Origin of the sequence: Xanthomonas sp. CFBP 8445 (assembly GCF_025666235.1) — a bacterium.
Classification (GTDB): Bacteria; Pseudomonadota; Gammaproteobacteria; order Xanthomonadales; family Xanthomonadaceae; genus Xanthomonas_A; species Xanthomonas_A indica.
In genome coordinates, this window is record NZ_CP102594.1 from 1,458,100 (window position 1) to 1,481,475 (window position 23,376).

Consider the following 23,376-nt stretch of genomic DNA (forward strand, 5'->3'; position numbering starts at 1 on the left):
CACCGCCTGCCGGCGCACCCGGGACCGCGTCGGCGCCCGGCCTCAGTCCTCGGCGGCAGCGGGCGCGACGGCCGCGCGTGGCGGCCGCCGATACACGAAATCCGGGGGCGGCGCGGCGGCTTCGCGCTGCGCCAGCGCCTGCAGTGCCGCGTGCGCCGGGGCGCGTTCGCAGACCGGGTCCAGGGTCGCGGCATCGCCGCTCAGCGCCAGCGCCTGGCAGCGGCAGCCTCCCCAGTCGATCTCGCGCTTCGGGCAGCCCTGGCACACCTCGGGCATCCAGGCGCTGCCGCGGAAGCGCACGAAGGCCTCGCCGTCTGCCCAGATCGCCGCCAGCGGGCGCGTGCGCAGGTTCTCGAAGCGCATGTCCGGCAGGGTCTCGGCGGCATGGCAGGGCAGCACGTCGCCGCGCGGGGAGATGTTGACGAAGCGCTGGCCCCAGCCGCCCATGCAGGCCTTGGGCCGGTGCGCGTAGTAGTCGGGGGTGACGAAATCGATGTGCAGGCGGTCCTGCAGGCGCAGGCGGGCGGCGTCCACCGCGGCCACGGTGGCGTCGATCTGCGCGCGGCTGGGCATCAGCGCGGCGCGATTGCGCAGGCCCCAGCCGTAGTACTGGGTATGGGCCACTTCCAGGCGTTCGGCGCCGAGCTCCAGCGCCAGTTCGATCATTGCCGGGACACGTTCGGCGTTGTGCCGATGGATCACCGCGTTGATCGTCAGCGGCAGGTCGAGCGCGCGCACCGCCGCGGCGAACGCGCGCTTCTTCGCCAGGCTGTCGCGGTAGCCGGCGATGCGGTCGGCGCCGGCGGCGTCGGCATCCTGGATGCTCAGTTGCACGTGCTCCAACCCAGCGGCGGCCAGGGCCGCCAGCATCGGCGCGCCGCCGGCCACGCCGGAGGTGATCAGGTTGCTGTACAGGCCCAGTGCGCGCGCATGCGCCACCAGCTCGGGCAGGTCCTTGCGCAGCATCGGCTCGCCGCCGGAGAAGTGCGCCTGCAGCACGCCCATCGCCGCGGCCTGGTCCAGCGCCGAGCGCCAGCCGGCGGTGTCCAGTTCCTCGCGCAGGCCGGCCAGTTCGATCGGGTTGGAGCAATACGGGCAGGCCAGCGGGCAGCGGTGGGTCAGCTCCAGCAGGATCGACAGCGGCGGCGGCACCGGCGCGCTCATGCGCGCAGCAGCCGCTTGGCCTGCAACTGCTGCGCCAGTTCGCGCACGTCGCGTTCGACCTCGGCCGGGTCGGCCTCGAACTCGGCCGCCAGTTCCGCGGCGATCGCCGCCAGGCTGCGGGTGCCGTCGCAGCGCGAGACGATGGCGTGGGCGATCTCGTCCAGTTCGATAACCCGTTCCGGTGCCAGCAGCACCCATCGGTCACGGGCGCGGTCGTGCTGCAGGCGCACGCCGGCGACGAGCCGCGGCTGGCTGCCGGTGTCCAGCGTGCTCATGCCGCGGCCTGCGCGGCGTCGGGGGCGAACGCGTCCGGCCAGGCCACGCCCGGCTGCACGTAGGCGAAGTGCAACGCGTCCAGTTGCGACCACAACACGCCGCACTTGAAGCGCAGCGCGTTTTGCACCAGGTGCTGCTTCTCCACGGTGTCGGCGTGGCGCTTGACGTAATCCAGGGCGAAGTCCGAATCGCGCGGCGCCTCGTGCAGGCGATGCTCGAAATACGCCAGCGCCTCGCGCGAGACGAAGTCGTAGTGCTGCAGCATGCCGGCCACGCGGTGGCTGATGATGCCCGGCGCGAACAGCTCGGTCAGCGACGAGGCGATGGCCTCGAGCAGACTCTTCTCGCGCACGAAGTGCAGGTAGCCCTGCACCGCGAAGCGGGTGCCGGGCAGCAGGCCGCGGCCGGACTGCACCAGGTCGCGGTCCAGCCCGAGCGCGTCGGTCAGGTGCAGCCAGCGGGCGATGCCGCCTTCGCCGTCGCTGCTGCCGTCGTGGTCGACGATGCGTTGGCGCCAGATCCGGCGCAACGCCGGATCGTCCATCCGCGCCAGGATCGCCGCGTCCTTGAGCGGGATGCAGCGCTGGTACTCGTAGCGGTTCAGCGCCCAGGCCTGGACCTGGCCGCGGTTCAGGCGCCCGCTGTGCAGCAGCGCGTGGAAGGGATGCTGGTCGTGGTACAGCCGCGCGCCGATCGCGCGCAGCGCGGTTTCCAGTTGCTCTGGGCTCAGCAAGGCGCTCACGGGCTCGGCCTCGCAGGCGGTGCGGGGGTTCGGGTCATAGCGCGATCTCCATGCCGTCGTGGGCCACGTCCCAACCGTGCGCGGCGACGGTGGCGCGCTCCGGGGAACCGGCGTCGAGGATCGGGTTGGTGGTGTTGATGTGGATGAAGACCTTGCGCGCTACCTGCAGATCGGCGAAGGCGCGCAGGGTGCCGGCCGCGCCGTCGATGCTCATGTGGCCCATGCGCTGGCCGGTCTTGGCGCTGACGCCGAGTTGCACCAGTTCGTCGTCGCGCCACAGTGTGCCGTCGAAGAACACCAGCTCGGCGCCCTGCAGCCGCGCGCGCAGGGCCTCGGTCAGCGCGGCGCAGCCGGGGATGTAGTGCACGCGGTGCTGGCCGTCGTCGATGGTCAGGCCCAGCGTTTCCTCGGCGGAGCCGGCCAGGTCGCCGCTGTGGCGGCTTTCCATGAACAGCGGCACCTTGCCCGGCACCGCGAACGGCGTGACCTGCAACCCCAGCAGCGACAGCGGCGTGTCCAGGGCGAACGGGTGGCGGTGCACGTAGGCCGGGTGCAGCGCGTCGAACACCGGGTTCTGCGCCAGCAACTCGAGCACGCGGCCGCTGGCATACAGGTCGAAGCGCTGGCTCTCGCGCATCGACAGCAGGCCGGCGATATGGTCGATCTCGCCGCTGGTCAGCAGCACGGCCTCGATCGGGGAATGGCGCTGCTCGCGCTGCGGCCACAGTGCCGGCGTGGCCAGCACCTGCTGGCGAAAATCCGGTGAGGCATTGATCAACAGCCAGCGCTGGCGGTCGACGCTGACCGCAATGCTGGCCTGGGTACGGCGTTGAGCACCCGGGTGTTGCTGCCACGCGCGTTGGCTCGCGGGCGTGTGACAGTTCCACTGCGGGTGCCCTCCGCCTGCCGCCGATCCCAATACGATGAGGTGCATCCGGTCTCCGTTGGCATAAGGGGATGCCCCCATCCCCGAACACGCCGCGTCGAGCCTGGCGGCTCAACCCGATGGGCCGCGTTTGCCCACGCCCGTGGCTGCGTCATCGCTCGGGCGTGGACGGATGTCCACTTCCTCGCTCTTTCTTGCCACAGGCGCGCGCAAGCACGGCGCGGCATGTTCGGGGATGGAAGACATCCCCTGGCCGGTCGCGCTTCGGTCGCGGGAAAGGAGGACTGCGCGAGTCAGAGCTCGCCGGAGGCGTAGCAGTTGATTTCCGCGCCGACGCAGATCTCGCGGATCACAGGCTTGTTCCACTTCTTCATGTGCGTTCCTCTTCGAGTCGGTCCAGGGGGCGACGGCAGCGGCGCATGCAGGACAGCTTTGCGATTGCAACGCGTGCGGTTGCCGTCGCGTTCGAGCATAGGCGTGGGGGTTGGGGCGGTTGTGAAATTCCGGTAAAAGCACCGCAAGTCGCAACCGGGTCACAGTGAGCTGGCGGTGCGTGTCCGCGCCGCGCGTCGTGGCGACGCACTCGGCGCAATTGTGAGAACGCGCACAAGCGCGTTAGTGTAGGCAGCACCGTTTTCGTCGACTGCGTCCGTCCTTGAACCACACCGTCCACTCCGGCCTGGAGGCGTTGCTGCAGCGCCCGGCGGCCGCGACCCTGGCGCCCGCCCTGCGCGCCGCGCTGTTGCAAGCCTGGCAGGCGCAGCCCGAGCCGCCGCGACTGCCGTGGCCGGTGCTGGCCGACACCCTGGATGCGCTGGCGCTGCTGTCCGCGGACGAAGCCGCGCTGCTGGCCGCGCTGCTGTTCGACCTGCCGGGCCTGCGCGCGCAGTTGCCGCAGCTGCCGGTGGAACCGCCTGCGCGGGCGCAGGCGGTGACCGGGTTGCTGGAGGCGCAGGACGCCGCCGATCAGGTGTGGGCGCTGCATGCCGGGCGCGAGGCCGGGCGCAACAGCGAGGGCCTGCGCCGGCTGCTGCTGTCGATCGTGCAGGACCTGCGGGTGGTGCCGATCCTGCTGGCGCGGCAACTGGCGCAGATGCGCGTGGCCGACAAGGCGCCGGAGGCGCAGCGCCGCGCGCTGGCGCAGCTGACCCGCGACATCCACGCGCCGCTGGCCAACCGCCTGGGCATCTGGCAGCTGAAGTGGGAGCTGGAGGACCTGGCGTTCCGGCACCTGGAGCCGGACACCTACCGGCGCATCGCCCGCGAGGTCGACGAGAGCCGGGTGGCGCGCGAGCGTTACATCGAGGCGGTCAAGAAAATCCTGTCCAAGGCGCTGGCCGAGCAGGGCCTGCGCGCGGAGATCAGCGGGCGGCCCAAGCACATCTACAGCATCTGGCGGAAGATGCAGAAGAAGCGCCTGGCCTTCGACCAGCTGTACGACCTGCGCGCGGTGCGGGTGATGGTCGACGACGTCGCCGCCTGCTACGCCGCGCTGGGCGTGGTGCACGCGCTGTGGGCGCCGGTGCCCAGCGAGTTCGACGACTACATCGCCCGGCCCAAGGCCAACGACTACCGCTCGCTGCACACCGCGGTGGTCGGCCCGGAGGGGCGCACGATCGAGGTGCAGATCCGCACCCACGACATGCACGCCCAGGCCGAACTGGGCGTGGCCGCGCACTGGAAGTACAAGGAAGGCGGCAAGGGCGCGGAGAAGGCCTTCGACCGCAAGATCACCTGGATGCGGCAGCTGCTGGAGCAGTCGCAGGACGGCGAGCAGGGCGGGCTGGCCGGGGCGCTGGACGCCGAACTGGTCGAGGACCGGGTCTATGCGCTGACCCCGATGGGCGAGGTGATCGACCTGCCGCAAGGCGCCACGCCGCTGGACTTCGCCTACCACGTGCACACCATGGTCGGGCACCGCTGCCGCGGCGCCAAGGTCAACAACCGCATCGTGCCGCTGACCCACAAGCTGCGCAGCGGCGACCGCGTGGAGATCCTCACCGGCAAGGAGGCCGAGCCGCGCCGCGACTGGCTGCTGCCGGCCAACGGTTACCTGGCCAGCGGGCGCTCGCGCGACAAGGTGCGCGCCTGGTTCCACAAGCTGGACCGCGCGCGCAACGTGCAGGCCGGCAAGGAACTGCTGGAGCGCGAACTCAAGCGCCTGGGTCTGCAGCAGGCCGACCTGCTGCCGGCGGCGAAGAAGTTCCATGCCGAGGGCGTGGAGGAGCTGTACATCCAGGTCGCGCTGGGCGATGTCGGCCCCAGCCAGGTCGGGCGCGCGCTGCACGAGGCCGAGCGCGCCGCAGCGCAGCCGGCCGCGCCGGCCATGCCGCGGCCGACCGCGCGGCGCACCGGCCTGGGCAAATCCAAGTTCACCGTGCAGGGCGTGGGCAATCTGCTGGTGCAACTGGCGCGCTGCTGCCAGCCGGTGGCCGGCGAGCCGATCGCCGGCTACCTGACCCGCACCCGCGGCGTCACCGTGCACCGCAGCGACTGCGCGGCGTTCGCGCGGCTGGCCGCCAGCCATCCGCAGCGGGTGCTGCCGGTGGAGTGGGGCCAGGCCGGCGGCGGCTACGAGGTCGACGTGCTGGTGCGCGCAGTGGACCGGCGCTGGTTGCTCAAGGACATCACCAACCTGATCGCTCAGGAAGAGGCGCACGTGCTGGAGATCAACAGCGACAACGTGCGCGACAGCGGCCTGGCGCAACTGCGGCTGCGGCTGAAGGTCGGCGACTACGGGCAACTGTCCACCTTGCTCGGCAAGCTCGACGCGTTGCCGGGCGTGCACGAGGCGCGGCGGCTGGGCTGAGCGCCGGCGCCGCGCGGGGCCGCAGGCGTGCCCGCGGCCGCTCTGGCCGTCCCCGGCGGGGCGGGGCGAGGCGACGCACAGCTGTTCGTCATCGGGCCAACGCTAAGCTTGCGCGGTGAGCATGCCGCCAGATCAGGTCAGGGACGAACCCCAGCGCAGGCCGCGGCCGGTGCCGCTGTGGCGCGACCGGCGTGTCTGGCGCTGGGCGCTGGCGGTGCTGCTGGTGCTGGGCACGACGCTGGTGCTGTTCCGCCGCCCGCTGGCCGATTTGATCTGGCCGGAGACGCGCATCCAGCAATTGCTCGACCAGGGCCACGCGGCGCTGCGCGCGGGCCGGCTCAGCGCCGCCGACGGCAGCGGCGCGCGCGAGCGTTTCGAGGCCGCGCTGGCGCTGGACGGCGACCGCATGCAGGCGCGCGTCGGGCTGGCCGCGACCGGGCGCGCGGCGCTGGGCCAGGCGCGCGCGGCGCTGGCCGCCGGCCGTTATCCGCAAGCTCGCGAGGCGTTGGCCCTGGCGCGTGCGCTGCAGGTGCCGCGCGCCGATGCCGATCGCATCGAGGCGGCGTTGCGCGCGCGCGAGGCCGCGCACGCCGGTATCGATCAACTGCTGCAGCGGGCGGCGCAGGCGCGTCGCGACGGGCATCTGGACGATGGCCCGGACGCGGCCCTGCCGCTGTACCAGCGGGTGCTGGAGTTCGCGCCTGAGCGCACCGCGGCGCTGGAAGGCCGCGAGGATGCGCTGTCGGAACTGCTGCAGCACGCGCGCAGCGCGCTGGCGCGCGGCGACCTGGCCGCCGCCGCGGCGCTGGTGGAGCGCGCGCGCGGTTACGACGCCGGCCATGTCGACCTGCCCGAGACCCAGGCGGAACTGAACCGGGCGCTGGAGCGCCTGCAGCACGACGCCGAGCAGGCCCTGCGCCGGCAGCGCCTGGACGCGGCGGCGCGCGCCTTCGCGCAGTGGCGCGCGGCGGTACCGGAGGCGCCCGGGGCCAGCGACGGCCTGGAGCGGGTGGCGGCGGCCTATGCCCTGCAGGCCAGCCGCGCCGCGGCCGATTTCCGCTTCGGCGAGGCGGAGCGCGCGCTGCGCAAGGGCCAGGCCCTGGCACCCGACAGCCGCGCCTTGGCCGACGCCAAGCAGGCGCTGCAGCGCGCCCGGCAGAGCCAGGCCACGCCGCAAGCGCGGGTGTCGCCGGCCGAGCGCGAGCGGCGCCTGCAGCGCCTGCTGGCCGACCTGCAGGCCGCCGAGGCGCGTGGCGACTGGGTGACCCCGCCCGGCGCCAGCGCCTACGACACCTTGCTCGCGGCACAGACGCTGGCACCGCGCGATGCGCGGGTGCGCGCGGCCGAGCAGCGGGTGCTGGCCGCGCTGCGACGCTGTTTCGACGATGCCATGCGCGGCAACCGGGTGCTGGCGGCAAGCGCCTGCTACGACGCCTGGCGCGCCTTGGCCCCGGGCGGCAACGGCCTGGCCACTGCCCGCCGGCGTCTGGCGCAGCGCTGGCTGGCGGTCGGCGACGAGCGCCTGGGTGGCGGCGACGCCACCTTTGCGCGGCAAGCGCTGCAGCGCGCCCGCGCGATCGATCCGTCCACCCCGGAACTGGCCGCCTTCGAGCGCCGTTTGCGCAGCCTCAGTCCTGGGCGCTAGCGGGCGCAGTGAAGTCTGTGGGCTTCCGCTAGGCTGATGGTGCTGCGCGTCGGGACTGAAGTCCCTCCCACAGGGGCGCGGAGAGGTTCCGGCGATCGGGGTGTGTTTGTGGCTGCGTGCGGGCTGGTCTGCATCGCCTGGGCAGTGTCGGTGCGCGACAACGCTGCCCAGGTGATGCGAGGCATATTGGGGCGCCTGTGCATCGTGATGGCGACTGCACACGCGTAGGAGCGGCTTCAGCCGCGACGGGGATTACCGGTGACGCCCGTCGCGGCTGAAGCCGCTCCTACGAGGTGACGGTGCGTTTCGCCAAGGCGCGGCGGGAGAGACGTGTTCCAGTCCCGAGGGGCTGGCAGATGCGTCGGGGCTGAAGCCTCTCCCGCATGTGCAGACCAGACCTGCTTACGTCGTGTACGACGCGCGCGTGCCCTTGCGCAGGGCGCGCCGGGTCATCGGCGATGTCTGCAGCACGAGTGTGGGAGGGACTTCAGTCCCGACGCGATCGACCACGGCGCGCCGCCGCCGCTCAGGCCAGGAACGCCTCCCGCACCGTGGCGCGCGCAGCGTCCAGCGAGAAGTGGGTTGCGATGTTGCGCAGGCCGTTATCGGCCAGCCGCTGCCACAGCGCCGGATCGGCGTAGAGCTGCGCGATGGCGTCGGCAAACGCCGCCGCCTCGTCGGCGATCAGCACGTCCTCGCCATCGCGCAGGTGCATGCCTTCCACCGCGCAGGCGGTGGCCACCACCGGCTGGCCATGGGCCATGCTCAGGTTGACCTTGCCCTTGACCCCCGCGCCGAAGCGCAGCGGCGCCACCGCGATGCGCATGCCGTCCATGTAGGCGGCGATGTCGGGGACGTGGCCGAGCAGTTCGACGCCGGCGGTGGCCTCGCCGAGGCGGCGGATGTCCTCCGGCATGTCCGCACCGATGCAGTGGAAGCGCACCTCCGGCAAGCGCAGGCGCACCGCCGGGAACACCTCCTGCAGGAACCAGCGCACCGCATCCACGTTGGGCGCATGGCGGAAGCCGCCGACGAACACCAGGTCGCGGCGCTGCGCCCACGGCAGGCCGGGACCGGCGACCTCGTGCAGGTTCGAGATCAGCACCGTGCGCACCTGCGGCGCCTCGCGCTGCAACTGTTCGCGTTCGACCGCGCTGACCAGCACGGTCACGTCGACCTGCGCCATGACCTCCAGTTCGCGCGCGCGGGTCCGCTCGGCCTCGCGCAGCAGGCGCGCGTCGCCGGCGAGTTCGGCGCCGCGGCGTTCGCGCAGGTAGTGCAGGTCCACGGTATCGAACAGCCGCCGCGCCTGCGGCGCGAACCGGCGCAGCAGCGGCAGGCAGGCGTGGGCGACGTGGTGGCGCACCAGCAGCACGCTGTGGAAGCGCGCGCCGTGCTGCTGCAGGAACCCGGTGAGGTTCTTCAGGTACGGCGCGTGCCACACCTCCACGCCGAGCCGCTGCAAGGCCTCGCTGTGGCGGCTGGCGTAGCTGCGCTCGCTGGGCACGAACACCACGTGGGCGCCTTCCTGCAGCAGCAGGCGGATCAGGTTGAGCTGGCGCAGCGAGGCGGAGTCGCGGTCCGGCTGCGGCAGCGCTTCGTCCAGGATCAGCACCTGGCGCTGCTGGCGGTGCAGCCGCGCTGGCGTCGGCACCGTGCCCGGCGCCAGGTGCCGCGGCAACACCTCGGCCCACTTGGCGGCGAAGATCGCGCGGTTGCGCACCTGGTAGGCCTTGATCCCGCTGCCGGTGTCGGTGCCGTTGCTGGTGCCCTCGTCGTGGACCACGCGGCTGGCCGGTTGCACCAGCGTGCGCAAGCCGGCGGCGCGCACCGCGAAGGCGAGATCGGTGTCCTCGTAGTAGGCCGGCATGTAGCGCGTATCGAAGCCGCCCAGTGCCAGGAAGCGCGCGCGCTCGATCGCCAGTGCCGCGCCGCTGCCGTAGTCGACGTCGCGCAGGTAGGCGTAGCGCGGATCCTCGGGTGACTCGAAGCGGCCGTAGCTCCACGCGCTGCCGTCGGCGAAGACCACGCCGCCGGCGTCCTGCAGGCGGCCGTCGGGATACAGCAGTTGCGCGCTGACCAAGCCGGCCTCCGGCAGTTGCGCGAAGGTGTCCAGCAGCGCATCCAGCCAACCCGGTTGCGGCACCGTGTCGTTGTTGAGGAACACCAGGTAGCGGCCCTGCGCACGTGCAGCGCCGTCGTTGCAGGTGGCGATGAAGCCGCCGTTGCGCTCGCGCACGTGGTAGTGCAGGCCGACGATCTGCGGCAGCCACTGCGCGGTGGCATCGCTGCTGCCGTCATCGATGACCAGGATCTCGCAAGGGGCGGCCGGCGGATGCGCGGCCAGCGCGCGCAGGCAGGCGAGGGTATGGTCGACGTGGTTGTAGACCGGGATCACGATGCTGACCAACGGCGCCGGACTGTTCGGCACCGCGAACGGCGCGAACGGCGTCGGCGCCACCGCGAACAGGGCGCGCTGCGGCGGCGGCAGCGGTTGCGCATGCACGCGCAGCCGCTGCCAGGTGCTGCGCCAGCCGCGCGTGCGCAGGCTGGTCAGGCCGCGCCGGACCAGGCCGGCCAGGCGGTTCAGGGCGTAGCGCGCATTCGCCCACGACATCGACATCCGGCACCACTCCAACTTAACGAAGAGGCCGCCGCGCCGCGCTGCCCGCTGGGCTGCGCTAGACTCGGCGGAATTTACATTCTCGCATTCCCGTGCCCCGACGCTACGACGATCACGACACCGACGATCAGGACGACGCCCTGGACAGCCCCGCCGCGGTATGGCGCCGGCGCCTGCTCACCTGGGGCCTGGCGGCCGCCGCACTCGGCCTGGGCTTCCTGATTCCGTACACGGTCTATCTGAACAAACAGGTCACCCAGCGTTTCGGCGAACTGCGCTGGCAGATCCCCACCCGTGTCTACGCGCGCCCGCTGGTGCTGGCGCCGGACACGGCGATGGACCCGCAGACGCTGAAGACCGAACTGGATGCAGCCAGCTATCGCGCCGACGCCGGTGCCGAGCGCCCCGGCAGCTATCAGCAGGACGGCAGCCGCTTCACCATCGCCAGCCGCGGCTACGTCGACGTCGACGGGCGGGTCGCGCCGCGGCGCATCGAGGTCGGCCTGGCCGGCGGCCGCGTGGTGGCGCTGCGCGATGCGCAGACGCGCAAGTCGCTCAAGGCCGCGCGGCTGGATCCGGCGCGCATCGCCACGCTGTACGGGCAGAAGCAGGAAGAGCGGCGCCTGGTGCGCGTGGACGAGGTGCCGGAACTGCTGGTCACCGGCTTGCAGGCGGTCGAGGACCGCGACTTCAATTCGCACCACGGCATCGACCTGAGCGGCATGGTCCGCGCGGCCTGGGTGATGGTGCGCTCCGGCGGCAAGAGTCGGCAGGGCGCCAGTACCCTGACCCAGCAGCTGGCGCGTAGCGGCCTGCTCGGCATCGGCAAGGAACAGACGGTCACCCGCAAGTTCAACGAGATCCTGTACGCGCTGATCATGGAGGCGCGCTACGACAAGCGCACCATCCTGGAGGCGTATCTGAACCAGGTGTACCTGGGCCAGCGCGGCAGCCAGGCGGTGCATGGTGTCGCGTCCGGTGCGGAGTTCTGGTTCGGCCGCGAACTCGATGCGCTGGCCCCGGAGCAGGTGGCGCTGCTGATCGGCCTGGTCAAGGGGCCGTCCTACTACGACCCGCGGCGCTACCCCGAGCGCGCACTGGACCGGCGCAACTTCGTGCTGGGCAAGCTGCGCGAGAGCGAGCTGATCGACGAACCCACCTACCGCAAGGCGCTGGCCGCGCCGCTGGGCGTGCCGGCCGAACCCGGCCTGGTCGCCGCCAACCGCTTCCCCGCCTATGTCGACCTGGTGCGGCGCCAACTGGCGCGCGATTACCCCGAAAGCGCGCTGCAGGGCGCCGGCCTGAGCGTGCTCACCGGCATGTCGCCGTCGGCGCAGGCCTATGCCGAGGGCGCGGTCACGCGCACCATCACCGCGCTGGAAACCAACAAGAAGCGCCCGCCCCTGCAGGCGGGGCTGGTGCTCACCGACACCCACAACGGCGAGGTGCTGGCGGTGGTCGGCAGCCGCGACGTGGCCCAGCCCGGCTTCAACCGCGCGATCGAGGCGCAGCGCCAGGTCGGTTCGCTGCTCAAGCCGTTCGTGTACCTGCTGGCGCTGGCGCAGCCGGACCGTTTTTCGCTGGCCAGCTGGGTCGACGACACGCCGGTCACCGTGCAACTGGGCCGCGGCCGCACCTGGAGCCCGGGCAATTCCGATGGCCGCAGTCACGGCACCGTGCGCGTGGTCGATGCGCTGGCGCATTCCTACAACCAGGCCACGGTGCGGGTCGGCATGCAGGTCGGGCCGGAGCGCGTGGCGCAACTGGTGAAGGTGCTGGCCGGCATCGAGGCCGAGGTCAATCCCTCGCTGATCCTCGGCGCTACCGACCAGAGCCCGTACGCGATGGCGCAGCTGTACCAGTTCCTGGCCTCCGGCGGCGAGATCCAGCCGTTGCATGCGGTGCGCGGCGTGCTCGATCCGCAGGGCAAGCTGCTCAAGCGTTACGACAAGACCCCGGCGCCGGCGCAGGAGGGCGACTCCATCGCCGCCAACCTGGTCGGCATGGCGCTGCAGCAGGTGGTCAGCAACGGCACCGCGCGGCAACTGCTCAGCGACGGCCTGGGCAAGCTGTCGCCAGCCGGCAAGACCGGCACCAGCAACGACGGCGTGGACAGCTGGTACGCCGGCTACACCGGCGATCACCTGGCGGTGATCTGGATCGGCAACGACCAGAACAAGCAGACCGGCCTGTACGGCGCCACCGGTGCGATGCGGGTGTGGTCGGGCATCTTCTCGCGGCTGCCGAGCGCGCCGCTGCAGGTGCAGGGCAAGGGCATCGACTGGCAGTGGATGGACCCGGTGGGGTACAACAGCACCGACGCGACATGCCCCGGCGCGCGCCAGTTCCCGTTCGTGGTCGGCTTCGTGCCGGCGTACGCCGCGTGCACGCCGCCGCAGGCGCTGCCGGAAGAAGCCGCGCCCGCCGAGGGCGAGCACCAGGGCGGCGGCTGGCGCAGCTGGTTCGGCCTGGACAAGAAGAAAGACCCGCCTGCCGACGCGGCCGCACCGCCGCCGGCGCATTGATTCCCGGATCCGGATACCGCTCATGACCCCACGTCTTCCCGCCATCGCCGCCCTCAGCCTGCTGCTCGCCTCCTGCGTCAGCGCGCCGCCGCCGCCGCCCCCGGCCGCGCCGGTGGACACCACCACGCCGGCGCAGCGCCTCGCCGCCATCGACGCCAGCGGCGGTGCCGACGACACCGAACTGAGCGTGCAGCCGCTGCGCGATCCGGAAGTGGAGGACCTGCGCGAGAGCGCCAAGCGCAAGCGCACCGCCGGCGACCTGGCCGGCGCCGCCGCGGCCCTGGACCAGGCGCTGAAGCTGGTGCCGGACGACCCGGCGCTGTTGCAGGACCGCGCCGAAGTGGCGCTGCTGCAGAAGGACGATGCGCAGGCCGAAGCCTTCGCCAAGCGCGCCATCGACCTGGGCTCGCAGACCGGCCCGCTGTGCCGTCGCCATTGGGCGACCATCGAACAGGCACGCCTGGCCCGCGGGCAGAAGGAAAACGCCGCCTCGGCGCACGCCCAGATCGCGGGGTGCACGGTGCCGGGGATCAAGAGGTACTGAGGGCGGGGATTGGGGAGTTGGGATTGGGAATGGGTAAAAGCTGCGTTTCTGGCGGCTCGTCACCCTGGCGGCGTTCGGTCTTCCCGCTCTGCCGGCGGCAATAACAGTGAGCTGGTAGCGCTGCTGCTCCAACCATTCCCTATTCCCGACTCCCCATTCCCATGTCGTTAGCTCACGCAAGCACCGAAGCGCTCAGCGAAGGCGGTGCGCTTGCGCGCCAGCTCGATGCGTTCGTGCCGCGGCCGGCGCAATTGCGGTTGACCGCGGCGATCGCCGAGGCGTTCGAGCAGCGCGACGTGCTGCTGGCCGAGGCCGGCACCGGCACCGGCAAGACCTATGCGTATCTGGTGCCGGCGCTGCTGTCGGGGTTGAAGACCATCGTCTCCACCGGCACCCGCGCGCTGCAGGACCAGCTCTACCACCGCGATCTGCCGCGCGTGCGGGCGGCGCTGGGCGTGGGCCTGAGCAGTGCGCTGCTGAAGGGCCGTGCCAACTACCTGTGCAAGTACCGCCTGCAGCAGGCCCGCGGCGAGCCGCGGTTCACCGCGCGCGAGCAGGTCGCGCAGTTCCAGCGCATCGTCGCCTGGAGCGGGCGCACCCGTTTCGGCGATATCGCCGAGCTGGACGCGCTGGCCGACGATTCGCCGCTGCTGCCGCTGGTCACCTCCACCGTGGACAACTGCCTGGGCACCGAGTGTCCGTTCTGGGGCGAGTGCTTCGTGGTGCAGGCGCGGCAGCGCGCGCAGGCGGCCGACCTGGTGGTGGTCAACCATCACCTGCTGCTGGCCGACCTGGCGCTGAAGCAGGAAGGCTTCGGCGAGATACTGCCCGGCGCGCAGGCCTTCGTGATCGACGAGGCGCACCAGTTGCCGGAACTGGCGGCGAACTTTTTCGGCGAAGGCTTCGGCATGCGCCCGCTGCAGGAGCTGGTGCGCGATTGCCTGGCCGAGAGCCGGAATGTCGCCGGTGCGCTGGCCAGCCTGCAGGCGCCGGCGCAGGCGCTGGAACAGACCCTGCGCGAATTGCGTGCGGCGATGGAAGGGCTGCCGGCGCGCGGTACGCAGTGGCGGCTGCTGGCCAAGCCGCAGGTGCGCGACGGCTTCGACGCGCTGCTGGCCGATCTGGTGCGGCTGCAGGAACCGCTGGCGGTGCTGCGCGAGGCCTCTCCCGGCTTCGACGCCTGCGCGGCGCGCGCGCGCGAACTGCGCACGCGGCTGGGCCGCTGGCTCGGCGAGGATGCGCCGATTCCGGATTTCGAGGCCGAGCCGGAACCGGACGCGCCGTCCAACGACGTGCTGTGGTACGAGTTGACGCCGCGCGGCTTCCGCTGCCAGCGCACGCCGCTGGACGTGTCCGGGCCGCTGCGCGCGCATCGCGAGGCGTCGCACGCGGCCTGGGTGTTCACCTCGGCGACGCTGGCGGTGAAGGGCGAGTTCGAGCACATCGCCACGCGCCTGGGCCTGAGCGACCCGATGACCTTGCTGCAGCCCAGCCCGTTCGATTGGGCGCGGCAGGCGCTGTGCTACCTGCCGGCGCTGCCCGATCCGGCGGCGCGCGGCTTCGGCACGGCGTTGATCGCCGCGCTGCAGCCGGTGCTGGAGGCCTCGCAAGGGCGCGCCTTCCTGCTGTTCGCCTCGCACCGCGCGCTGCGCGAGGCGGCCGAAGCACTGCGCGACGGACCCTGGCCGCTGTTCGTGCAGGGCGAGGCGCCACGCGCGACCCTGTTGCAGCGCTTCCGCGCCTCCGGCAACGGCGTGCTGCTCGGCTCGGCCAGCTTCCGCGAGGGCGTGGACGTGGTCGGCGATGCGTTGAGCGTGGTGGTGATCGACAAACTGCCGTTCGCCGCGCCCGACGATCCGGTGTTCGAAGCGCGCCTGGAGGCGATCCGCCGCGACGGCGGCAACCCGTTCCGCGACGAGCAGTTGCCGCAGGCGGTGATTGCGCTCAAGCAGGGCGTGGGCCGCCTGATCCGCAGCGAGCGCGACCGCGGCGTGCTGGTGCTGTGCGACCCGCGCCTGCTGTCCAAGTCCTATGGCCGCACCTTCCTGGAATCGCTGCCGCCGTTCGCCCGCACCCGCGACGTGGAGGACGTCCGCCAGTTCTTCGCCGCCGAGGCCCCGCCGCTGGGCGATAATCCCGAGGCCGGCCTGTCGCCATCCGACTAGCCGCCGCGCCGCTCCTGCTTTTGCGAATCCCCACTCCCGAATCCCCACTCCCGGCTTCTCAATGAATCTCCTCGCCTTCGAAACCTCCACCGAAGCCTGCTCCGTCGCCGTGCTGGTCGGCGACCGCGTGCTGGAGCGCTTCGAACTGGCGCCGCGGCGGCATGCCGAACTGGCGCTGCCCTGGGCCGAGCAGTTGCTGAGCGAGGCCGGCATCGGCCGCCGCCAGCTCGATGCGGTGGCCTTCAGCCGCGGCCCCGGCGCGTTCACCGGGGTGCGCCTGGCGATCGCGGTCGCGCAGGGCATCGCCCTGGCCCTGGACCTGCCGGTGCTGCCGGTGTCCACGCTGCAGGTGCTGGCGCTGCGCGCGCCGGCCGATGCGCCGCGGGTGCTGGCGGCGATCGATGCGCGCATGGGCGAGGTATACACCGCGGCCTACGCGCGGCAGGCCGATGGCGGCCTGCAGGCGCTGACCGCCGAGCAGGTGCTGAGTCCGGAGGCCTTCGCGCTGCCGGAACCTGAAGCGGCCTGGGCCGCGGTCGGCACCGGACTGGCCGCGGTCGATGGCACCTTGCAGCGCCGCTTCGGCGCGCACTGGCGCAGCGCCGACGCGCAGGCGCTGCCGCATGCCGCCGACGTGCTGACCCTGGCCGCGGCCGCGTACGCGCGCGGCGAGGCGATCGCGCCGGAACGCGCCGAACCGGCGTACCTGCGCGACAACGTCGCCCTGACCCTGGCCGAGCAACAGGCGCAGCGGGCCGCACGATGAGCGTCGCGGTGACGCCCGGCGACCGCTTCCGCGGGTGCCTGCTGGGGCTGGCGGTGGGCGACGCGCTGGGGACCGCCCTGGAATTCAAGGCGCCCGGCAGCTTTACGCCGATCGACGACATGGTCGGCGGCGGCCCGTTCGAGCTGCAGCCGGGGCAGTGGACCGACGACACCTCGATGGCGCTGTGCCTGGCGCACAGCCTGCTGTACCGGCAGGGCTTCGACGCCGCCGACCAGATGAACCGCTACTGCAACTGGTACCGGCACGGCTACATGAGCAGCACCGGCACGTGCTTCGACATCGGCAATACGGTGCGCGCCGCGCTGGAGCGTTATCTGCAGGGCGGGCCGGCATTCAGCGGCAGCGACGACCCCCGCGCGGCCGGCAACGGCGCACTGATGCGGCTGGCGCCGGTGGCGATGTTCTACGCGCAGCGGCCCGACGCACTGGCCGCGCGTGCCGCCGACAGTTCGCGCACCACGCACGCTGCGGCCGAGGTGCTGGACGCCAGCCGGCTGTTCGCCTTCCAGTTGCGTGCCGCGTTGCTGGGCGAGGGCCGTGCGCAGGTGCTGCAGCCGACGGGCGCGCCGCCGATGCAGACCCCGGCCTTGCGTGCGCTGGCCGTCCGCGACCATGCGGCGGTGCCGGCGGCGCAGATCCGCGGCACCGGCTACGTGGTCGATGCGCTGTCGGCGGCGCTGTGGTGTTTCGCGACCACCGAGTGCTTCGCCGACGCGGTGCTGCGCGCGGCCAACCTGGGCGACGACGCCGACACCACCGCGGCGATCTGCGGCCAGCTGGCCGGCGCCTTCTATGGCATCGACGGCATTCCCGCGGCCTGGCGCGCGCGCGTGCAGGATGCAGCGGAGATCGTGGCGCTGGCCGACCGGCTGCAGGCCGCCAGTGTTGGCGGCTGAAGGCTGACGCGGACGCCGGCCATGCCTGGCCGGCGTCGTTGGGTTTGCTGCGCAGCGGGTCAGTAGTCGTAGCTGACGCTCAGGCGCAGCGAACGCGGCGACTGGCGCAGCAGGGCCGCGCCGTATACCGGGTCCGGGTTGCCCGGGTCCGACTCCGAGTAGGGGTACTTCCACAGCGTGGCCTGGCCGTTGAAGACGTTGAACACGTCCAGGCTGAAAGCCAGTTTGCGGTCGGCATAGGCCGGTCGCCACGACACCCCGAGATCCAACTGCTGCAGCCACGGCAGGCGGCCCTGGCTGCCCGGGGGCGCCGGCTGGCCCTGGTAGAAGTGATAGTCCGTGCCATAGCCGGAGGGGTCCGTGTGGTCGGGGCCGTAGGAGCCAAGCGCGCTGAACGGCGAGCCGGAGATCAGCTTGAAGTTGGCCGACACCAGCCACGCGGGATTGATCTGGTAGTAGCCGTAGAACTTGAATTGATGGGTGTGGTCGTTGCTCTGCGGGCCGTTGGTGTGCTCCATCAGCTGCGCATAGTCCCAGGCCTGGGTGGTGGACACCGCAGTCTGGCCGATGCCCGACAGCAACTGGCCCTCGGTGGTGCCGTAGCTGCGCGACCAGGTGTAGTCGAGGCGGCCGTACCAGCGTTGGTCGAAGGGATGCTCCAGCGACAGGTTGAGCCCGTAGTAGTTGCGCTTGAACGCCGGGAAGCCGAACTGCGCGTTGCTCAGCGGCACCTTGACGTAGTTGCCCGAGGTGTCGACCAGGGTGAAGGTGTTGGCCCGGCCCGGATTGATCAGCCAGCAGCTGACCGGATTGCTGGCCAGGGTCACCGTGTGCCCTTGCGCCGCGGCGGCGGCGAACACGGTATCGCTGTCGCAATAGTCGTCCACGCCGCTGCGCAGGACGCGGTAGGTGCCCTTGGCGCCGTAGACCCAGCTGTCGCCCCAGGCCTTGGTGAAGCCGAGGATGAACTCGTCCTGGAACGAGGGCTTGATGCCTTGCGTGGCGACGGTCTTGGGATCGGGCAGGATGCCGTAGTTGTTGTTGGCCGAGACCGCGCCGGAGATCTGGGTCAGGCCGGTGGGATAGCCGTTGGCGTCGATGCCGCCGTAGGTGTAGTAGGTCGACGTCGCCAGGGTGGCGCCGGCGGCGTTGAACGCCGGGTTCAGCGGCAGCGCCAGGTAGTAGCGGCCGGCGTTGCCGTAGACCTTGAAGCGCGCATCGCCGTCGACGTCCCAGCTGAAGCCCAGTCGCGGCGCCCATTGCCCGCTGGTCTGCTTGATGTACGGCGCGCCGTCGCGGTTGTAGTTGGTGAACTGGTCCAGGCGCAGGCCGAGGTTGAGCAGCAGCCGGTCCGTCACCTGCCAGTTGTCCTCCACGTACTGCGCGCGCTGCGCCGAGCGCACCGAGGCCAGCGCGCTGTAGATGTACTTGCGCACGTAGTAGCCGTCCTGGCCGTTGGGGAAACCGCCGGTGGCCGGCACGCCGAGCCCGGTGTTGATCGGCACGTTGGGGCTGGCCTGGCCGTAGATCCAGTAGTAGCCATCGCCCGAGGCCACCGAGCCGCGGTTGAGCGCGCGTGCGTTCTGGTTGTCGATGCCGATGGTGATGCTGTGCGCGCCGAGGGCGTAGTTCAGATCCAGGCGCAGGTTGTCGGTGCGGTTGCCGCGCGCGGGGTCGACCAGCAGCGAGGTGGTCTGCGCATTGGTGATCGGGGTACCGCCGGTGTAGGCCGGGTTCTGGAAGCTCGGGCTGGAAATGTAGGTCAGCGCGCCGTTGTAGCTGGGATTGCCGCTGTAGTCGTCGGTGCGCTGCTGGCCGTACAGCGCGCTGAAGGTCAGGCGATCGGTGAGGTAGCCGGTGTACTTGGCGCTCCACAGGTCGCCGCCGGTCTTGGTGGTGTCGGCGGCGCCGCGCAGGGCGCCGATGTCGCGCCCGCTGTACTGGGAGTACGTGCCGCGGGTGACGTAGCGGCTCGAGGCGCCGGTGATCTCCAACAGTTGGCTGTCGCTGATGTTCCAGTCGAGCTTGGCGTACCAGCTCGGCCGGCGGTACTGGTAGTCGTAGTAGTACGGCCCCGGCGTGGTCTCGCGCGCGCCGTAGAAGCGGTCGCCGTCCTGCCGTTGCAGTTCGTAGGCGCCGAAGAAGAACAGCCGGTCCTGGATCAGCGGGCCGCCGGCGTAGATGCTCTGGGTGCTGAGGGTGGAGCCGTTCTTGCTGTCAGGCCGGTACAGCGCGCCGTTGCCGGGTGCATACACGTCCTTCGGTGCGGAGCGCAGGCCGTCCGGTTCCCAGCTCGCCTGGCCGCCGAAATGCCATGCGTTGCTGCCGCGCTTGCCCACGGCATTGATCACGCCGCCGTCGGACCGGCCGTACTTGGCGCTGTAGCCGCCGGTGTAGACCTCCAACTGGTCGATGCTGCCGTAGGGCAGGGTCAGCCCGCCCAGGCCGCGCAGCGGGTCGGTGGTATTGAAGCCGTTGATGTAATAGGCGTTCTCCGCGGCCGAAGAGCCGCCGAAGCTGAGCAGCTGCGCGCCGGTCGGGCCGATGTAGGTGCCGCTGCCGCTGTTGCCGGCCACGCCCGGCGCCAGTTGCGCGATGGCCTCCGCCGAGCGGCCCAGCGGCAGGCGCTGCAGCTGTTCGGCATTGATCACCGTGCGCGAGTCCACGCTGCTCACGTCGATCGCGGCGGCGGCGCGGTCGGCGCTGACCTGGACGCCGGCCAGGCTGGTGGTGACCGGGGCGAAGGAGACCTCGGTGACGCCGCCGACGGTGAGGCCGACGCCGTCGCGGCTGCCCAGCACGCTGCCGTCGGCGCCCTTGGCGATGATGGTGTAAGTGCCCAACGGCAACTGGCCGATGCTGTAGCGGCCGCGCGCGTCGACGGTGACCTCGCGGCTGAGGCCGCTGTCGCTGCGGACCAGGATGCGCTGGGTCTCGGCCGGCGCCTGGCCGGCGACGGCGCCGGTGGTGGACTGGGCCTGGGCCGGCGGGAGGGCGAGGGCGGCACTCAGTGCCAGGGCGAGCAGGGCGAGCAGGGCGGGCCTGCGGAGGGAGCGGTGGTTGTGCATGCGGGGGCGGCTCGGGTGGTGGTGGGGCGGGGACACGCCGCGCCGACTCGAATCCGCCCGTCCTGGATGATGCGATGTGCGCGGTAACGTTCCCCCGCTCCATTAACCTTAATGGGACGCCATCACAGAAATGCCGCGTCGTTATGTCGGCGGCACCAATGGTTATGTCCCTTGCCGCCAGGTGCTCCATGGCGGCCGGACCCTCACCCCAACCCCTCTCCCGAGGGGAGAGGGGCTAGCGCCTTTCCTTCTCCCCTCGGGAGAAGGTGCCCCGAAGGGGCGGATGAGGGTCGGGCGCAGCCTCTACCTGTTTGCTATCACCAGGCGCTGCGTGGCACCGCACCCTCACCCCAACTCCTCTCCCGGTGGGAGAGGGGCTGATCTGCTCTACGCTCAGCGGTCGTCCACCAGACTGCCGCCGGGCAGGAACACCCAGGTGCGGGTGACCTGCAGGATGTCGATGTTGTCGTCGGTGCGCGGCAGCGGCGGGAACGGCTGCGCCAGTTGCACGATCCGCAACGCGGCGGCATCGAGCATCGGCACGCCGCTGGAGCGCAGGATGCGGCTGCTCTCCAGGCTGCCGTCGCGGCGCACGCCGACGCTGATCACCACCTGGCCGCCGAGCCGGCGCCGCCGCGCTTCATCGGGGTAGTTGAGATTGCCGACGCGCTCGGCGCGGTCGACCCAGGCGCGCAGGTAGTTGGCGTAGGCGTATTCGCGGGTGCTGGCGGAGACGAACTTGCGGTTGGGGCGCTTGGCATATTGCTCCGAGCGCAGGTGCACCTCGGCGGCCAGCCGCGCCATCTCCGCATCGCGCTGTTCGCGCTGGGCGTCCACCGGCCGCTGTGGGTCGTCGGTGCGCGGCTGGGTCTGTGCCACCGGCAGCGGCTGCTCGCCGCGCGCGCTGCTGACCACGCGCGGGGTCGGCTCCGGCGCGGCGGCCGCGGTCTGTGCGCGCAGCGCCTGCGGGGCCAGGCCGTCCTGGCGCTGCGGCACCACGCCCGGCTGGCTGTCGCGCGGGCGCTGGGGGGTGTCGTGGTTGCCGCCGCCCTGCTGGTTGGCTTGGGCCAGGAAGTCGGCCTGCTTCGGCGTCAGCGGGGTGCTGGTCTGGCTGAAGATCACGTCCAGGGTCGGCACCAGCGGCGCATCGTCGTTGATCGCGAAACCCACGCCCAGGATCAGCAGGCCGTGCACGATCAGCGACAGCACCAGGGTGGCGCTGAGCCGTTCGCGCTCGCCGATGCGCGGCGCGGGCGTCGCGGCCGCCGCGCTCATCGCGCCGGGTAGGCCTCGATGGCGTCGAACAGCAGCCCGGCGATGTTCAGCCCGAACTGCGCGTCCAGCTCGCGCACGCAGGTGGGGCTGGTGACGTTGACCTCGGTGAGGTAGTCGCCGATCACGTCCAGGCCGACGAAGCGCATGCCGCGCCGCTTGATCTCCGGGCCGACCTGGGCAGCGATCCAGCGGTCGCGCTCGCTCAGCGGGCGGCCTTCGCCGCGGCCGCCGGCGGCCAGGTTGCCGCGGAACTCGTCGCCCTGCGGGATCCGCGCCAGGCAGTAGTCCACCGCCACGCCGTCCACCAGCAGGATGCGCTTGTCGCCGGCGCTGATGTCCGGGATGAAGCGCTGCGCCAGGGCCAGCTTGCGGCCGCCGTCGGTCAGCGTCTCCAGGATCACGTTGAGGTTGGGGTCGCCGGTGCCGCTGCGGAAGATCGAGCGCCCGCCCATGCCGTCCAGCGGCTTCAGCACCGCCTGGCCGTGCTCGAGCACGAAGGCCTTCAGCGTGGCGGCGTCGCGGCTCACCAGGGTCGGCGGGCAGCATTGCGGGAACAGCAGGGCGGCCAGCTTCTCGTTGAAGTCGCGCAGGCCCTGCGGGTCGTTGACCACCTGCGCGCCGGCGCGCTGGGCCACGCTCAGCACGTGGGTGTCGTACAGGAACTCCGCATCGAACGGCGGGTCCTTGCGCATCAGCACGACCTGGCCGGGGCCGAACGCCAGTTCGGCGAAGGCGTCCAGCTCGAACCAGCCGGCCTTGTCGTCGCGCACCCGCAGCGGCGCGGCCTGGGCCAGCGCACGGCCGTCGCGCAGGGTCAACCCGCCGGGGCGCACGTAGTGCAGGCGGTGCCCGCGGCGCTGCGCTTCCAGCAGCATCGCGAAGGTCGTGTCTTTGGCGATCTTGATGCTGGCGATGGGATCCATCACCACGATGACATCGAACGGCATGGGGGCACCTGAGAGACTGAGCGGAAGATGGTAGCGGGTCGGCGGGGGCGCCGCGCACCGGGTGCTGGCCGCGGCCGCGCGGTGTCGCACGTGATCCGCCAAACTGTGACATAGTTTGTGCTGTTACGTGGTTCAACGCAGACCGGCAGCGGCGGCCTTGACAGTCGCAGCGGGTCTTGGGATACATGGCGTTTCGCAGCGAAGCCGGATCCGATGAAGCGTCGCGCGCTTGGGGGCAAGTGATGAGTGAAAACACGACTGCGGGTGGGGAACTCGCAGGCTTGCGGGTGATGGTGATCGACGATTCGAAAACAATCCGTCGTACCGCCGAAACGTTGCTGAAGCGCGAAGGGTGCGAAGTGGTGACGGCCACCGACGGCTTCGAGGCCCTGGCCAAGATCGCCGACCAGCAGCCGCAGATCATCTTCGTGGACATCATGATGCCGCGGCTGGACGGCTATCAGACCTGCGCGCTGATCAAAGGCAACCAGCTGTTCAAGGCCACGCCGGTGATCATGCTGTCCTCCAAGGACGGCCTGTTCGACAAGGCGCGCGGGCGCATCGTCGGGTCCGAGCAGTACCTCACCAAACCCTTTACACGCGAAGAGCTGCTGGGCGCGATCCGTACATACGTCAACGCCTGACCAGGGGGAAAGGCAGCATGGCCCGTATCTTGTTGATCGAGGACTCACCGACCGACCGGGCGGTGTTCACGCAATGGCTGGAAAAAGCCGGGCACCAGGTCCTGTCCACCGACAATGCGGAGGACGGGATCAAGCTGGTGCGCGAGCAGGCGCCGAGCCTGGTGCTGATGGACGTGGTGCTGCCGGGCATGAGCGGCTTCCAGGCCACCCGCGCGCTGTCGCGCGACGAGGCCACCCGGCACATCCCGGTGCTGATCATCAGCACCAAGAGCATGGAGACCGACAAGGTCTGGGGCATGCGCCAGGGCGCCACCGACTACATCGTCAAGCCGCCGCGGGAAGACGAACTGATCGCCCGCATCAACCAGCTGGTGGGCTGA

17 protein-coding genes are annotated in these 23,376 nt (G+C 71.3%); 9 read left to right on the forward strand and 8 right to left on the reverse strand.

Annotated elements, in window-relative coordinates:
* Window positions 1-42: 42 nt before the first annotated feature.
* Genes pqqE through pqqB form a run of 4 tightly spaced genes read right to left on the reverse strand, consistent with a single transcriptional unit; the run spans window position 43 to window position 3,116 of the window.
* Window positions 43-1,164 carry a pyrroloquinoline quinone biosynthesis protein PqqE gene (gene pqqE / locus NUG21_RS06205; RefSeq protein WP_263392572.1) on the reverse strand — a complete coding sequence of 374 codons (1,122 nt, stop codon included), beginning with the start codon at window positions 1,162-1,164 and terminating at the stop codon, window positions 43-45.
* Entirely contained in the window at window positions 1,161-1,439 is a 279-nt protein-coding gene (gene pqqD / locus NUG21_RS06210) for a pyrroloquinoline quinone biosynthesis peptide chaperone PqqD (RefSeq protein WP_263392573.1), read from the reverse strand. Before pqqD ends, pqqE begins: the two co-directional genes overlap by 4 nt.
* Window positions 1,436-2,182 carry a pyrroloquinoline-quinone synthase PqqC gene (pqqC, locus tag NUG21_RS06215; RefSeq protein WP_263392574.1) on the reverse strand — a complete coding sequence of 249 codons (747 nt, stop codon included), beginning with the start codon at window positions 2,180-2,182 and terminating at the stop codon, window positions 1,436-1,438. The genes pqqD and pqqC overlap by 4 nt, the downstream gene beginning before the upstream one ends.
* 34 nt (window positions 2,183-2,216) lie before the next feature.
* Window positions 2,217-3,116 carry a pyrroloquinoline quinone biosynthesis protein PqqB gene (gene pqqB / locus NUG21_RS06220; RefSeq protein WP_263392575.1) on the reverse strand — a complete coding sequence of 300 codons (900 nt, stop codon included), beginning with the start codon at window positions 3,114-3,116 and terminating at the stop codon, window positions 2,217-2,219.
* Between the two features lie 607 nt (window positions 3,117-3,723).
* Between pqqB and NUG21_RS06225 the strand changes: the two genes are divergently transcribed.
* Window positions 3,724-5,877 (forward strand): RelA/SpoT family protein, encoded by a 2,154-nt coding sequence (locus NUG21_RS06225; protein WP_263392576.1) that lies wholly within the window; start codon window positions 3,724-3,726, stop codon window positions 5,875-5,877.
* A 121-nt stretch (window positions 5,878-5,998) separates the two neighbouring features.
* Window positions 5,999-7,522 (forward strand): hypothetical protein, encoded by a 1,524-nt coding sequence (locus tag NUG21_RS06230; RefSeq protein WP_317852487.1) that lies wholly within the window; start codon window positions 5,999-6,001, stop codon window positions 7,520-7,522.
* 526 nt (window positions 7,523-8,048) lie between these two features.
* On the opposite strand, the gene NUG21_RS06235 is transcribed toward NUG21_RS06230, so the two are convergent.
* Window positions 8,049-10,145 (reverse strand): glycosyltransferase, encoded by a 2,097-nt coding sequence (locus NUG21_RS06235; protein ID WP_263392578.1) that lies wholly within the window; start codon window positions 10,143-10,145, stop codon window positions 8,049-8,051.
* A 92-nt stretch (window positions 10,146-10,237) separates the two neighbouring features.
* Between NUG21_RS06235 and mrcB the strand changes: the two genes are divergently transcribed.
* The 5 genes from mrcB (at window position 10,238) to NUG21_RS06260 (ending at window position 17,062) form a co-directional block, all read left to right on the forward strand.
* Window positions 10,238-12,670: a penicillin-binding protein 1B gene (gene mrcB, locus NUG21_RS06240; protein ID WP_160946496.1), complete on the forward strand. Its 2,433-nt coding sequence runs from the start codon at window positions 10,238-10,240 to the stop codon at window positions 12,668-12,670.
* Between the two features lie 22 nt (window positions 12,671-12,692).
* On the forward strand, window positions 12,693-13,214 hold the full coding sequence (locus tag NUG21_RS06245; protein WP_160946495.1) for a tetratricopeptide repeat protein: 522 nt from the start codon (window positions 12,693-12,695) through the stop codon (window positions 13,212-13,214).
* A 161-nt stretch (window positions 13,215-13,375) separates the two neighbouring features.
* Window positions 13,376-15,379, forward strand: a complete 2,004-nt coding sequence (locus NUG21_RS06250) for a DNA repair helicase YoaA (RefSeq protein ID WP_263392579.1) — start codon at window positions 13,376-13,378, stop codon at window positions 15,377-15,379.
* Between the two features lie 61 nt (window positions 15,380-15,440).
* Window positions 15,441-16,145 carry a tRNA (adenosine(37)-N6)-threonylcarbamoyltransferase complex dimerization subunit type 1 TsaB gene (gene tsaB / locus NUG21_RS06255; RefSeq protein ID WP_160946493.1) on the forward strand — a complete coding sequence of 235 codons (705 nt, stop codon included), beginning with the start codon at window positions 15,441-15,443 and terminating at the stop codon, window positions 16,143-16,145.
* A complete protein-coding gene (locus tag NUG21_RS06260; RefSeq protein ID WP_263392580.1) occupies window positions 16,142-17,062 on the forward strand; it encodes an ADP-ribosylglycohydrolase family protein in 921 nt (306 codons plus the stop codon). Before tsaB ends, NUG21_RS06260 begins: the two co-directional genes overlap by 4 nt.
* 59 nt (window positions 17,063-17,121) lie before the next feature.
* Here the strand turns inward: NUG21_RS06260 and NUG21_RS06265 are convergent, their stop codons facing one another.
* The 3 genes from NUG21_RS06265 to gshB form a co-directional block, all read right to left on the reverse strand.
* Window positions 17,122-20,130: a TonB-dependent receptor gene (locus NUG21_RS06265; protein ID WP_263392581.1), complete on the reverse strand. Its 3,009-nt coding sequence runs from the start codon at window positions 20,128-20,130 to the stop codon at window positions 17,122-17,124.
* A 393-nt stretch (window positions 20,131-20,523) separates the two neighbouring features.
* Window positions 20,524-21,405, reverse strand: a complete 882-nt coding sequence (locus NUG21_RS06270) for an energy transducer TonB family protein (protein WP_263392582.1) — start codon at window positions 21,403-21,405, stop codon at window positions 20,524-20,526.
* On the reverse strand, window positions 21,402-22,352 hold the full coding sequence (gshB, locus tag NUG21_RS06275) for a glutathione synthase (RefSeq protein WP_263392583.1): 951 nt from the start codon (window positions 22,350-22,352) through the stop codon (window positions 21,402-21,404). Before gshB ends, NUG21_RS06270 begins: the two co-directional genes overlap by 4 nt.
* Window positions 22,353-22,594: 242 nt before the next feature.
* On the opposite strand from gshB, the gene pilG reads away from it, so the two are divergent.
* Together pilG and NUG21_RS06285 are read left to right on the forward strand one after the other, a co-directional pair.
* Window positions 22,595-22,996: a twitching motility response regulator PilG gene (gene pilG, locus NUG21_RS06280; protein ID WP_003472648.1), complete on the forward strand. Its 402-nt coding sequence runs from the start codon at window positions 22,595-22,597 to the stop codon at window positions 22,994-22,996.
* 17 nt (window positions 22,997-23,013) lie between these two features.
* Window positions 23,014-23,376, forward strand: a complete 363-nt coding sequence (locus tag NUG21_RS06285; RefSeq protein WP_010343242.1) for a response regulator — start codon at window positions 23,014-23,016, stop codon at window positions 23,374-23,376.